Origin of the sequence: Thermodesulfobacterium geofontis OPF15 (assembly GCF_000215975.1) — a bacterium.
Taxonomy (GTDB): Bacteria; Desulfobacterota; Thermodesulfobacteria; order Thermodesulfobacteriales; family Thermodesulfobacteriaceae; genus Thermodesulfobacterium; species Thermodesulfobacterium geofontis.
In genome coordinates, this window is sequence record NC_015682.1 from 1,344,117 (window position 1) to 1,357,745 (window position 13,629).

10 protein-coding genes are annotated in these 13,629 nt (G+C 28.5%); 5 read left to right on the top strand and 5 right to left on the bottom strand.

Going from position 1 to position 13,629, the window contains the following annotated elements; genetic code table 11:
• Window positions 1–17 precede the first annotated feature (17 nt).
• The 3 genes from TOPB45_RS06960 to TOPB45_RS06970 are packed head-to-tail and all read left to right on the top strand — an operon-like array spanning window position 18 to window position 3,103.
• On the top strand, window positions 18–1,001 hold the full coding sequence (locus tag TOPB45_RS06960; RefSeq protein WP_013910127.1) for a sigma-70 family RNA polymerase sigma factor: 984 nt from the start codon (window positions 18–20) through the stop codon (window positions 999–1,001).
• Window positions 961–2,547, top strand: coding sequence for a tetratricopeptide repeat protein (locus TOPB45_RS06965; protein ID WP_013910128.1), 1,587 nt, complete (start codon window positions 961–963; stop codon window positions 2,545–2,547). Before TOPB45_RS06960 ends, TOPB45_RS06965 begins: the two co-directional genes overlap by 41 nt.
• Window positions 2,510–3,103 (top strand): hypothetical protein, encoded by a 594-nt coding sequence (locus TOPB45_RS06970; RefSeq protein ID WP_041430381.1) that lies wholly within the window; start codon window positions 2,510–2,512, stop codon window positions 3,101–3,103. The genes TOPB45_RS06965 and TOPB45_RS06970 overlap by 38 nt, the downstream gene beginning before the upstream one ends.
• Here TOPB45_RS06970 and TOPB45_RS06975 read toward each other — a convergent pair.
• From TOPB45_RS06975 to TOPB45_RS06990, 4 genes are read right to left on the bottom strand one after another with little or no spacing between them, the layout of a single operon-like run.
• Window positions 3,093–4,310: a hemolysin family protein gene (locus tag TOPB45_RS06975; RefSeq protein WP_013910130.1), complete on the bottom strand. Its 1,218-nt coding sequence runs from the start codon at window positions 4,308–4,310 to the stop codon at window positions 3,093–3,095. The two genes, TOPB45_RS06970 and TOPB45_RS06975, sit on opposite strands and share 11 nt — an antisense overlap.
• Window positions 4,303–5,559, bottom strand: coding sequence for a hemolysin family protein (locus TOPB45_RS06980; RefSeq protein ID WP_013910131.1), 1,257 nt, complete (start codon window positions 5,557–5,559; stop codon window positions 4,303–4,305). Before TOPB45_RS06980 ends, TOPB45_RS06975 begins: the two co-directional genes overlap by 8 nt.
• A complete protein-coding gene (locus TOPB45_RS06985) occupies window positions 5,559–6,407 on the bottom strand; it encodes a hypothetical protein (protein ID WP_013910132.1) in 849 nt (282 codons plus the stop codon). Before TOPB45_RS06985 ends, TOPB45_RS06980 begins: the two co-directional genes overlap by 1 nt.
• A 1-nt stretch (window position 6,408) precedes the next feature.
• Window positions 6,409–7,011 (bottom strand): hypothetical protein, encoded by a 603-nt coding sequence (locus TOPB45_RS06990; protein ID WP_013910133.1) that lies wholly within the window; start codon window positions 7,009–7,011, stop codon window positions 6,409–6,411.
• 132 nt (window positions 7,012–7,143) lie between these two features.
• Here TOPB45_RS06990 and TOPB45_RS06995 point away from each other — a divergent pair, with 132 nt between their 5' ends.
• Both TOPB45_RS06995 and TOPB45_RS07000 read left to right on the top strand, forming a co-directional pair.
• A complete protein-coding gene (locus TOPB45_RS06995; protein WP_013910134.1) occupies window positions 7,144–9,249 on the top strand; it encodes an ATP-dependent helicase in 2,106 nt (701 codons plus the stop codon).
• Between the two features lie 22 nt (window positions 9,250–9,271).
• The gene (locus TOPB45_RS07000; RefSeq protein WP_013910135.1) at window positions 9,272–10,105 is read left to right on the top strand and encodes a PilZ domain-containing protein; all 834 of its coding nucleotides are present in this window, start codon (window positions 9,272–9,274) and stop codon (window positions 10,103–10,105) included.
• On the opposite strand, the gene mfd is transcribed toward TOPB45_RS07000, so the two are convergent.
• Window positions 10,094–13,495 carry a transcription-repair coupling factor gene (gene mfd, locus TOPB45_RS07005; protein ID WP_013910136.1) on the bottom strand — a complete coding sequence of 1,134 codons (3,402 nt, stop codon included), beginning with the start codon at window positions 13,493–13,495 and terminating at the stop codon, window positions 10,094–10,096. The two genes, TOPB45_RS07000 and mfd, sit on opposite strands and share 12 nt — an antisense overlap.
• Between the last annotated feature and the right edge of the window lie 134 nt (window positions 13,496–13,629).

The window sequence follows — 13,629 nt, forward strand, 5'->3', positions numbered from 1 at the left end:
GTGATAAAATATTTTTTATGAAAAATCCAAATAACGATAACGAGGCACTCGAACTTCCTAATCCAGTAGATTTAGATATAAGCACTCTTTCTGCCTTACCTATTATCATCGAAGATTATGAAGAACAGGTTCCTGCTAAATTTGATCCTCTGCAAAAATACTTGCAAGAAATAAGTAAATACCCAGTTCTCTCAAGGGAAGAGGAAGAGGCAATTGCGAAGGCTTATTATGAAACTAAAGACCCAAGATTAGCTTATAAGCTTGTAGTTTCCAATTTGAGACTGGTAGTAAAAATAGCTCTTGAATTTCAAAAATTTTGGGCACATAACTTTTTAGATCTTATTCAGGAAGGAAACGTAGGTCTTTTGCAAGCAGTTAAAAAATTCGATCCCTACAGAGGAGTTAAATTTTCTTACTATGCTTCTTTTTGGATAAAGGCTTATATACTTAAATATATTATGGATAATTGGAAACTTGTAAAAATGGGAACTACCCAGGCTCAAAGAAAACTTTTTTATAAGCTAAGAAAAGAAAAAGAAAGACTTGCTTCTCTTGGTTTTGAACCTACTCCTGCTGAAATAGCAAAAAGGCTTGGGGTAAAAGAAAAAGAAGTTGAAGAAATGGAACAAAGAATGTTTTCTCAAGATTTAAGTTTAGAAGCTCCGGTTTCTTATGATTCAGAAGATACTCTTGCTAATTTCTTAAAAGACTCAAAACCAACCCCTGAGGAATCCTTTGCAAGAGAAGAAATTTTAAATAAATTTAAACATCTTCTTAAGGAGTTTGCTCAAAATCTAACTGGAAAAGACTATGTAATTTTCCACGAAAGACTTATAGGTGATCCACCAAAAACTTTACAAGAACTTTCTCAAAAGTTGGGAATTTCTAAAGAAAGAGTTAGACAAATAGAGGAAAAATTAATAAAAAAACTCAGAAAATTTCTGGAGGAGAAATTGCCAGATGCGTACTACTATCCCCTTGCCCTACCTTACAAAGATTAGTCTTGTAATTTTTATTCTCCTTTTTATGAATTCTACCTATCTTTTTGCTGAAAAAGATAAAAAAGCTCAAGCCTATTATTATTATTTACTTGCCACCCAAGAAAGGGATCCTTCTGTAGCAGAAAAATATCTTAAAAAAGCCATAAAATATGATCCCCAAAGTTTGTATCTTAAAAAAACCTTAATTTCTCTTTATTTAGAAAATGGAGATTTAAAGAAAGCAGAATCTCTTTGTAAAAAACTTTTAGAAAATTATCCAAAGGATAGAGAAATTAATCTTTTTTTGGCTAAGATATATATCCTTGAAAATAGACCCCTTCGTGCTATTTCAATTCTTGAAAAGTATTTAGAATACTTTCCTAAGGATGAAATCATTTTAAGCCTTCTTGTAAATCTTTATCTTGACCAGAAAGATTGGGATTCAGCGTTAATTAATTTAGAAAAGTTATTAAAAATTAATGAAAATAATTATACAGCCTGGGTTTTTAAAGCCAGAATCTTAAAAGAACAGAAAAAGATAAAAGAAGCAAAAGAAGCCTATTTGAAGGCTTTAAATCTTGCCTCAGAAAATAAAGCTCTTTTATTGGAGGTACTTAAATTTTTAGACGAAAATTCAGATGTTGAAGAAATTGAAAGGCTTCTAAAATCTTATGTAGCAAAATATCCTGAGGATGAGGATTTTATAAAGCTTCTCCTTAGCTTCTATATTGAAAAATCTAATTGGGTAAAAACTGAAGAGGTACTAAAGGAATATTTAAATAAAAATAAATATACCCCAGAACTTCTTTTCTTTCTTGGATACTCACTTGAAAAACAAAATAAAATGGAAGAAGCTCTTCAAGTTTACGAAAAACTTATTTTTGAAAATAACTGGCATTATGAGGTCTCAAAGAGAATAGCAGAAATTTTTAGAGGAAAAACAAAAGAAGAAGCCTTAAAATATATGGAAGACTTTTCTAAAAGGTATCCTAAAAATAAAAACTATTATATTTTCTTAGCTAATTTTGCTGAATTTCTTGATTTTTGCGAAAAAGGAGTAAAGTATGCAGAAGAAGGAATTAAAGCCTATCCTGAAGAACTTGATATGATTTTAACTTTGGCTTCAGGTTATGCCTGTTTGGAAAATTATGAAAAGGTTTTGTCTCTTATTGAACCGCTTTTAAAAAAATATCCTCAAGATCCATTTGTGTTAAATTTTGTAGGATATAGTTATGTGGAATTGGAAAAAAATTTAGATGAAGCAGAAAGGCTACTTTTAAAAGCCTTACAAATAAATCCTTTAGATCCTTATATTCTTGATAGCTTAGGATGGTGTTACTATAAAAAGGGTGATTTAGATCTTGCTATTCAGTATTTAGAAAAAGCTGTAAAAAGACTTCCTGAAGATGAAGCTGTTATAATAGAACATCTTGGAGATGCTTATTTAAAAAGGGGAGATAAAGAAAAAGCTTGCGAACTTTACCAAAGGGCTTTAAAAGCAGTTATTCATAAAAGAGATAAAGAAAGGATTGAAAAAAAATTTGAGAACTGTCCAATTCTTAAGTAAAATTTTCCTTCTTTTTACCTTATGCTTTTCCTTGGGATGCTCTTATAAAGCACCTCCTTTAAGTAAAATATCTGCTAAAAATGTCTATTATGGAAAAATCTGGTGGGAGATTACTCTTTTTACTAATAATGAAACCAAAACCATAAGTAATTACGCAGATTTTCAAGCAGAAAATAATTTTATTTACTTAAGATTTAAATCTCCCTTTAATACTACATTAGGATATGGAAAATGGGAAGCCTCTTTTTACAATTTAATAGAAATCTTTGATCTCTATGATAAAAAACATTATTTTATAGTACTCGAACCAAAACCTGAATTAAGAGATATTCCCTTTTATTTTTTAGGTTTAAAGGAAAAAAATTTAACCTGGAGTTTCCTAAAAACTTCTTTTAATTATTCTTTTTTAGAAGATAAGAAAGAAGGTACAATAAGTTCTAAATTTTTTATACTGAGGTGGAGATTTAAAGAGGTCTTTACTTCAGAAGATGTTACACCTATGCTAAAAGATATTTCTCCTTTTAAAGATTTTCAAAAAGTAGAAATTACTTTATGATTTTTATTTTTACCTCTTCTACTTTCCGAGGGGTAGCTTTTAAAATTTCTATTTCTAAGTTTTTATAAGTGATTATTTCTCCTTGTTTAGGAATTCTTCCTGTTATAAAATAAATAAAACCATTAAGAGTTTCATATTCTCCAGAAGGAATTGGTATACCGAGAGCTTGTAATTTTTCTATTTCTATAAAACCTTTACATTTATATAAATTTTCGCTAATTTTTTGATATTCTGGAACATAATAATCAAGAGCATCTCTAAATTCTCCTAAAACTTCTTCTACTAAGTCTTCTATAGTTATAATCCCTGTAGTGAAACCATATTCATCAACTACAACAGCAAATTCAATCCCACTTTTTTGAAGCTGAGAAAGTACTTCATGAGCCAAAGCAACTTCAGGAACAAAAAAAGGCTTTAAACTAAAATCTTTAAGAGGTTTATCCTGTTCAAATAAGGTCTTACCTATAAGATGTTGCACTTTCACCACAGCCTTTATATTGCTTATGCTATCTTCATAAAGAGGTATATAAGAAAAATTATATTTTCTGCTGAATTCTATAGCATCTTTTACAGTAGCTGTAATAGGTAATCCCTTTACTTGAGTTAAAGGAACCATTACTTGAGAAACTCTCTTTTTAGCAAATTCAACGATTTTATGCATAAGTTCTCTTTCTTTAAAATCTATCTCTTCTTCGTATTTAATAAAAGTTAAAAGAACTTCTCTAAATTTGGTCAAAAAGAAAGGACTCTCCTCTTTTGATTTCATAATTTTGTTAGCAAGTTTGGCATTTAAAACAATAATAGGATAAAATGCAAAGGATATCAAATAAAGGATAGGCATTAAATAAAGAACTAATGGATAGGAAAATTTTCTCCCAAAAGTTTTAGGAATTATTTGCCCAAAAAGAAGCATAGATAAAGGTAAAAGGGTTGAAACAACTAAAAGCCCTTTTGTACCTAAGCTATTTATTAAAAAATAAGAAGTAAATATTCCATTTCCAGCAACACAAAGGGTAATCCCCATAAGGGTTGTAGTAAAAAGACGTTCAGGATTTTCCCAAAATTTTAGATAAATTTTAGCACCTATATTTTTAGAAGCTAAACTTTCTATAAAAATCCTTTCTGCAGAAAGAAAAGCAATTTCACTACAAGCAAAAAAGGCTTCTCCAAAAAGGAAAAATAAAAAGGAAATAAGAGCCTTAATCATTTCTTTTTTCTATTTCTACAAAAAGTATCTTTCTTCCCTTTATTTTCTTAACTGTAAATTTAAAATTTTTGTACTCTATACTATCCCCTTCCTTAGGTATTTCTTTAAATAAAGTTAAAAGAAATCCGTTTAAAGTTTTTATATTTTGAAATTCTTCTTCTACTATTTCTATTCCCAATAAAACCTTAAGTTCTTCTAAAAGAACTTTTCCATGAACTAACCACTTTTTATCACCTATTTTTTGAAAGGGCTCAATTTTAAGTTCCTTTTCTTCATAGATTTCTCCAAAGAGTTCTTCAAGTACATCTTCTAAAGTAACTAATCCTTTTAAAATACCATATTCATCTATTACCAAAGCTATTTTTATTTGTGCCCTCTGAAATTCAAAAAGCAAATCCCTTACTTTAAAAGTTTCAGGAATAAAATAAGCTGGTCTAACAAAATCTGAAAGTTTTTTAACATTTAGGATTTCTGGCGAGAAATTTGTAATAAGATCTTTAGCATATAGAATACCTATAACATCATCAAGAGTTTCTTTATAAATGGGAAATTTGTTATAGGGAAAGTGTTTTATTTTTTCAAGAAATTCTAAGGTTACAACTTGATCTTTAAAAGCTACTATTTCTGAACGTGGAGTAAGAATAGCTGAAACTGGTATTTTTTCTGAAAGAAAAAGTCCATGGATAAATTTCTTTTCCTTTTCTGTAATTTTTTTCTGTTTGTAAGCAGAATCTAACATATAAAGAATAATCTGCTCAACAGGAGAAAAGGCGTGAGAATAAAAAGGGGTAGAGGGAAATCTTTTTTCTAAACCAGAATAAATAAAGTTATAAATTTTTCTTATTGGATAGAAAATTTCGTAAAATAAATAATTTAGATAAAAAATTTTAGAAATTATTAAAGTTCTAAACTTAAATCCCACAATTTTTGGAAAAAAATCACCTAACCAAAATGCAATTATAGCAAAAATTATAAAAGCTATTTCTTTTCCTTTTCCTGAAAATAAACTGGTAAAGCCTTTAGAGATACAAAAGCTTGCAAAATAATCTACAATTTCATTTCCTGCTATTATAACAATCAAAAGTTCTTCAGGATGTTTTAACATCTGGAAATATTTTTCTGATAAACCAAGATTTCTTAATGAAGCAACTTCTAAACGTGAAAGAGAAAAAATTCCAGCTTCACTTAAATTAAAGAACATAGAAAAAAGTAGTAGAATTAATGCGACAATAAAATAAATTTCAACCATTAAAGGCTAAGAAACAAAACCCCTGTTTCTGATGAAGCTTTTAAGAAATTATTTTCAGGTATTTCTAAAATTTCAGATAGTGAAGCTTTAAATTTATAAAATTCCATCTCCTCGTTTAAAAATTTCTCTTTTTCAAAAATAAATTTTTCCTTCCAATCCTCTAAAAGTTTCTTTTCAGTTATTAATAAATCATTCAAGGAATAAAGAGATTCCCAATCTAAGTATTTTCCTATTAATTTCCAGGCAAAAATCCTTAAATTTAGGTTAGGAAGTTCTTCTTCAAATAAGTAGTTTGTTAAAGGCTCTTTTATATCTAAAATTTTCTCAAAGGTTTCGTCTTCTCCTATTATTTTTTCTTCAAAAATTTGATTATACCTATTTTCCATTTCTTTTAAAGATTTTTCAATTTCATATAATCTATAATCGAGTTTCTCAGCTAAGCATAAGAGAATAAGCGCTCTTTTAATTTCAGTTTCTTCTTTGGTTTTTTCTTCTTTTTTATTAAAAGAAGGATATATATTTTCAAGAGAGTCCTCAAGAGTTTCTTTGAATTGACTAAAATATTTAAGAGTTTCTGGGGTTCTAAAGTTAAGCCCCCATTCTTCAATAACGTCAACTTCTCTACTTAATTGATTCCAATCTATTTTTATTTCTTTTTTAAATTCTAAAAATGTTATCTTTTCTTTCCAAAAAATGGGCAAATCTTTGTAAATATTTTCTATCAAATCTTCAGTTTTAGAAAGTTTAAGAAAAACTATTTTTGAAACCAAGGGAAAAACTTTAACTACTTTTTCCGGAGAAAGAAAACTTTGTGGGTAAAGTAAAAGTTTTTGAGGAAGATCAGTCATTTTAAGAAACTATTTTTCTAAAAAGATTTTTAAAATATTCAAGCTGTTTCCCATATTCTTCATCAAGTTTTTCCTTTATCTTGTTCCATTCTTCTTTGAATTGAGGATGCTCTTCTACATTAACTTTAACCTCAGCTCCCAGTTGATCAGAAAGGGCTTTTTCTAAAGCAGCAACTCCAGCATTAAATCTTTTTAAAAGTTCATTATAAATAGCTTCTTTATGCATAACATATTCCTTAAGAAGAGCTTCTAATTGTTGGCAAACCTTTGACATTTCTGGAACTTTTTTAAAGATTTTTTTTAGCCCTTCAAGAGCCCTTTTAGCATCATCAAGCTGATATTCATATTTAGGAAGAACTATATTTTTTAAAAAAACATCTACTACACCTTGATAAATAACTTTCTTTTGTTGAGGGGTTTTATCTTTTAAAAGATTACTTAAGGAATTTTCAAAATCGGAAATTTCATTTCTTAAAAACTTTGCAGAAAGTCTTTGAGCTTCTTCTTTTAATTGGAAAAGCTCCAATTCTTCTTTTGAGGCTTTACCAATCTTTTCCGCTTTTTCAAGTGCTATTTCTAAAGTACTTTTTATCTCTTCAGCCATTAATCCCTTAAACCCCCTTTAGTTTTTAAATCTAAAATTAACATCTATCTTTATTTAATTCAAGGGGCATTTAAAATTAGATTTCTTAAGCCCCCTTGTAGATTCTTGCTAAAAAGTTTATAATTTAAAATTATGAAAAATTTAGAATTCTTAAAAGAACTTAACCCAGCTCAAGCTGAGGCTGTAAGAACTATATTTGGTCCCCTTTTAGTTATTGCAGGTGCTGGGTCTGGGAAAACAAAAACTATTATTTGTAGAATGGCTTATTTAGTAGCGCATGGAGTCCCTCCTGAAAAGATTCTTCTTCTTACTTTTACTCGTAAAGCTGGAAAAGAAATGATTGAAAGAGCAGGAGCGCTTCTTAAAATGGATTGTAATAAAATTATGGGAGGGACATTTCATTCTTTATGTCAGTATATGCTTAGATTTTACGGATATCTCTTAGGATACAAACCTAACTTTACTATTCTTGATAGAAGTGATTCCGAAGATTTGATAAATTTATTAAGGAACAGTCTTGGACTTGCTGAGAGAAAAAAGAGATTCCCTAAGAAGGATACTTTAGCAAGTATTTATAGTAAAATGATAAATCAACAAAAAACCCTTGAAGAAATCCTCTCCCATGAATATCCTCAATTCTTAGACCATTACTATGAAATAGAAAGGCTATTTATAGAATATGTAAATTACAAAAAGGAACACCAATTAATGGATTACGATGATCTTTTATTAAATTGGCTTGAGGTATTAAAAAACTTTCCTGAGGTAAGAAAGGAGATTGGTAAAAAATTTGAGTTTATTATGGTTGATGAATATCAAGATACAAATTTTCTTCAAGGAGAAATTATAAAATACATGGGAGAAACTCACAAAAATGTAATGGTAGTTGGAGATGATTCCCAAAGTATATATGGTTTTAGAGGTGCATATTTCAGAAATATCTTTGAATTTCCTAAACTTTTTCCTGATACAAAAATAATTAAACTTGAACAAAACTATAGAAGTACTCAAAGTATTTTAGACCTTGCTAATGTAATTATTTCTAATTCAAAAATAAAGTATACAAAAACTCTTTTTACTCTAAAAAAAGGAGGTAGAAAACCAGTTTTATTTAAAGCTAAGGATGAAACAGAATCAAGCAAATTTGTAGCAGATAAAGTATTAGAATTTAGAGAAAATGGAATTAAACTCTCTCAGATGGCAGTACTTTTCAGATCAGCTTATCATTCTTTTGACTTAGAAGTTGAACTTACTAAAAGAGGAATACCTTTTGTAAAATATGGAGGATTAAAGCTTTTAGAATCTGCTCATATGAAAGATTTTCTCTCCCTTTTAAGAATTATAAGTAATCCTCAAGATTTTATTTCTTGGCATAGAGTCCTTTTACTATTAGAGGGGATAGGACCAAAAAGTACAGAAAAAATTATCAGTTCTTTAAAACAGAATCTTTTAAATATTGATTATACCTTAGAAAAATTGATTTTTCAGTTTCCCCAAAAAGAATTTAAAGAATTGGTAATTCTTTTAAAGGAGTTGTGGAAAAATAAAAAATCTCTTTCAGAAATTTTGATTAGTGTTTGGGATTTTTATAAACCTATTTTTGAAAGGATATATTATGAAGACTATCATAAAAGAGAAAAGGATATAGAAGGAGTTATAGCCCTTTCAGAAAAATATAACCTCTTGGAAGATTTTCTTACAGATTTGATACTTGAACCTATTGAAGTTACAGATATAGAAAAACCAGCTAAAGATGAAGATTGTCTTACTCTCTCAACTGTACATTCTGCAAAAGGTTTAGAGTGGCATACTGTATTTATTATATCTCTTATTGAAGGAAGATTTCCCTCTGCTTATAGTATCCACAATGATGAGGAGCTTGAAGAAGAAAGAAGGCTCTTTTATGTGGCAGTAACCAGGGCAAGAGAGAACCTTTTCCTTATTGCTCCTATGACAATTTATATTCCGGGAGAGGGCAAAACCTTAGCTAAATTATCCCGTTTTATAAAAGAAGTCCCTCCTTCACTTTTAGAATTTTATAAAGAAGAGGAATTTAAAGAAAAAGAATTAGATAATGGCAAGAAATTTAAAGTGGGAGATATAGTTAAACATCCTCACTTTGGAATTGGAGAAGTAAGAGAAATTTTGAGTTCAGAAAAAATTAGAGTATTTTTTGAAGAAAAAGGAAATACCCTTTTAAATCTTAAGTATACCAATTTGGAAAAACTGATTATGTAAAAAATTTTTTTAGAGGGAATTTATGGAAAAAATAAGTCTTTCCAACAAAATAAAAACTTCAATCTTAATAAGAAATATTCAGTTAGGATCCCTTGATTATCTTCCTGATTATTTAAAAGCTGATTTAATAAACAAAGCCTTAAAAGGTGCTCTTATTTTTTATAATCAAAATCTTTTAAAAGGGACTTTAAAAGCTATTAATGAAAAAGAAATTTTTCTTGAAAAAGGACCGGGAATCCCTGAACTTTCAGAAGGTGATTTAGTAATCATTATTATTCCTCAGAGTAATGTAAGATTTGTTTTTCAAACATTAGTAAAAGAGATTCTTCCAGATGGTTATAAACTGGAAATTCTAAATCCAAGACATGATAAAAGACTAATTTTAAAAACTATTGTTCCAGCTTTTATCACTTACCTTAAGCCCAATTTATTTATCAATTTTATAGAGAATGAATATTACTTAGTAAGAAATTCAAATTTTTCTCTTGAAAATGCTCCTCAATTAAAGGAATTACAATTTTATGATCTTATCTTTAATGAAAAAAATCAAATTGATGAAGAATTTAAAAAAGCTATAAATACCCATCAAATACAAGGAGAAATTGTAGATATAAGTAGTGGTGGATTATGTATAAAAGCACCCTTTATAGTTCAAATTCCAGAGAATATCCATTTAGTTTATACTAAATTTGAAATTATTGTAGAAGATAAGAGTATAAAATCAGGATTACTTTGTCATTTAAGAAATACTCGCTTTGAGGGAACAAATACCTTTTTACATATGGCATTTTTGATACCTTTTAAACCTGAGGTGTGGAAAAATATAGAAGAGATATTAAAGCCTTTAATTAAGTAATCTTTTACACAAATTAATAGCTAAATCTAAAGGATTTTCACTAAATCTTATAAAAATTTTGGCAAAATTTTTCTCATTTTTAAAATAGAAATTGCTTCTCAGGTCTTTAAAAATCTTTCTAAATTTAAGGAGATTTTCTTGATTCTTAATAAGAAAAACCAAATTATTACCTTTTACTTCTATAAGTGGAAGTCCTATTTTTTTCATATAAAGTTTTAAAAGATAGATTTTAATTAGATTTTCTACAGAATCAGGCATTTTCCCATATTTATCTTCTATTAATTCGTAAAATTCTTTTAATTCTTCTTCATCTTTTATAAGAACAAGTTCTCTATAAAGGCTTAATCTTTCTTCTGGCTCAGGAACATAATTTGCTGGAATATACGCAGGAACTTTTATATTTACTTCTGGCTCCCAATCTTCTATTTTTTCTCCTTTTAAAGCTCTTACAGTATTTTCAAGAAGTTCAAGATAGAGTTCATATCCTACAGTATTAATATGTCCTGATTGACGAATTCCTAAAAGTTCTCCTGCTCCACGGATTTTTAAATCACTTAGAGCAAGTCTAAAACCTGAACCAATTTCTGTAAATTGCATCAAGGCTTTAAGTCTTTTTTGAGCCTCCTCTGTTAATCCTTTCAGGGTAGGAACTAAAAGGTAGGCATAGGCAAGTTCTTCTGACCTCCCCACCCTTCCCCTTAATTGGTAAATATCAGCAAGCCCAAACATATCAGCTCTATTTATTATAATTGTATTAGCAGAGGGAATATCTATACCGCTTCCAATTATAGGTGTACAGAGAAGAACATCAACTTCTTTATTTAAAAATTTATACATATTTCTTTCTATAAGTTCAGCTGGCATCTGCCCATGAATAATTTCTATTCTTGCCTGAGGAACAAGTTTTTTTAGATAATGGGCTAAGGAGCTTAAACCATGTATTCTTGGATTTACAAAAAATACCTGTCCCCCTCTTTCTAATTCTCTTTCTATAGCACTTTTAATAATTTCTGGTTCAAATTTAGCTAAAATTGTTTTTATAGTTTTCCTTCCAGGAGGTGGAGTTTCAATTACAGAAAGGTCAAATATATTTAACAGACTAAGTTGAAGACTTCTCGGAATTGGAGTAGCAGATAAAGATAGAACTTTTATACTTTTTTTATATTGTTTAATTTTTTCTTTTTGTTTTACCCCAAATCTATGCTCTTCATCTATAATAAGAAGACCTAAATCCTTAAAAATAATATCTGAAGAAAGAAGCCTATGAGTTCCTATAACTACTTTAATTTCTCCTTCTGCCAATTTTTTTAAGGTTTCTCTTTGTTCCTTTTGAGGTCTTAGTCTTGAAAGAATTCCTACTTTTATATTAAATGGCTCTAAACGCATTTTAAAATTTCTATAGTGTTGTTCTGCTAAAATGGTTGTAGGAACTAAAAAGGCAACTTGTTTCCCTGAATAGGCAACTAAAAAAGCTGCTCTTAAGGCTACTTCTGTTTTCCCAAATCCCACATCTCCAACTAAAAGTCTTTCCATAGGTTTTTCACTACAAAGATCATTTATTATTTCTTCTATAGCTATTTGTTGATCTGGAGTTTCTTCAAAAGGAAAAGTAGAACTAAATTCTTCATAAGCAAGTGCTGGAAATTTTAAACTATAACTTTTTAATGCTTTTCTTTCTGCATAAAGTGCTAATAGTTCCTGAACAACCTCTCTTAATTCTTGTTCTATTTTTTTCTTACGAATAATAAAAGTTTTCTTTCCTAATTTATCAAGTTTAGGCTCTTTATCACTAACTCCTACATAAGGATAAAGCTCATTTAAACGAGAAACAGGTAAATAAAGTTTATCTCCACCCTCATATTCAATCTGTAAAAATTCTCCCTCTATACCGTCTACTTTTAAAAAAGTTAATCCTAAATATTTTCCTATTCCATGGTATTTATGAACAACAAAATCTCCTATTTTTAAATCTTCAAATTTTCTAAAATAATTTTTTGCTCTTTTAAGAGCTACTTGAGAAATTTCTTTTTTAAGAGAAATTTTTCCAAAAAGTTCATATTCTGAAGTAACCCATATGAACCATTCAGGCAAATAAAATCCTCTTTTTAAAATCCCTTTTCTAATTTCCAAATTTTTAAAATCTTCTAATCCTCTAAATTTAAGTCCTTCTATCACTATTTTTTCTGTTCTCTCATCTGAAGCAACAAAAATAACCTTTTCCCCCTCTTCTAAAGATTTTTTGAGTAATCTAAAAGCATTATCAATCTTATTAAGGCTTTTATCCTCATCTAAGGTTTTTTGAGAAAGAAGAAAAGTAAGCCCCTTTTGTGAGGGTTCAGAAAGCTCGAAAGGTATCTCTTTTACAACTATTTTTTTTAAATCTTGAATAAAATCATAAAATTCATCTAAGGAAAGATATAAAAATGTTTCATCAAAATAAAGTTTTTTCTTTTCTTTTGCTTTTGAAGCATTTAAATAAATTCTATCCCAAAATTTTTCTGCGTTCTTTTCTATCAAATCCGGCTCATATAGAATCAGTAAGATTTCTTTTTCTTTTAAATTTTCCCACAGGGGATTTAATTTTTCGTAAAAAATAGGTAGTAAAAGATCCCTATTTTCAAAGATATATCTATTTTCTATTTGACTTAGAATTTGCGTAAAAAGAGATTCTGGAAGTTTATCTTTAAATTGAAAAAGTCTTTTATAGATTGGCTCTACATTTTCAGTAAAAATTATTTCCTTGCAAGGTAATATAATAAGTTCTTCAAGGGGAGCAAAACTTTTTTGACTTAAAGGATCAAAAAACCTTAATCCTGTAATAGTATTTCCAAAAAATTCAATTCTTGTAGGAGATTCATAGTTGGGAGACCATAAATCTATAATACCTCCTTTCACTGCAAAGGTTCCTTTTTCTCTTACCACTCCTGTTCTTTCATACCCTAAATCTAAAAGTTTTTTTAGAAAACTCTCTCTATCAATTTTTTCACCAAGGATTAGATAATAATAAGCTTTTTTGAGATTTTCTCTGGATATGGTTTTTCTTAAAAAAGCTTCAACAGTCCCTGCTAAAATTTTTATCTCGGGAAGTTCCCATAGAATTTTTATTCTTTGCAATTCTTCTTCAGCAAATGTATAAGCCTCTGAAAAAGGAGGAAGACTTGGGGTTGGATAAAGAGCTACTTTCTCTTTAGAAAAAACGTTTAAAGCCGAAACAAATTCCTCTGCTTGATTTTCTTCAGGAAAAATAGCTAAAATAAATGTATTTTCTAAAACTTTTAATTGAAAAGATAAAAAATAAGCTAAAAAAGATGAATTAACTCCTGAAATAAAAAATTCTTTATTATAATCTTTATTTTTTAAAAATATTTCAAAATTAGGAAAAATAAACATTTTTTTCTTTTTAAACCCATTAATACTATTCTTTTAAAATCCAATTTTTTCATAAAAAATTTAAGGTTATTTTAAAATTTTTTCAACACTAAAAAGCATTGATTCTCTTGACAAAATCTAAATTTAAGCTAATT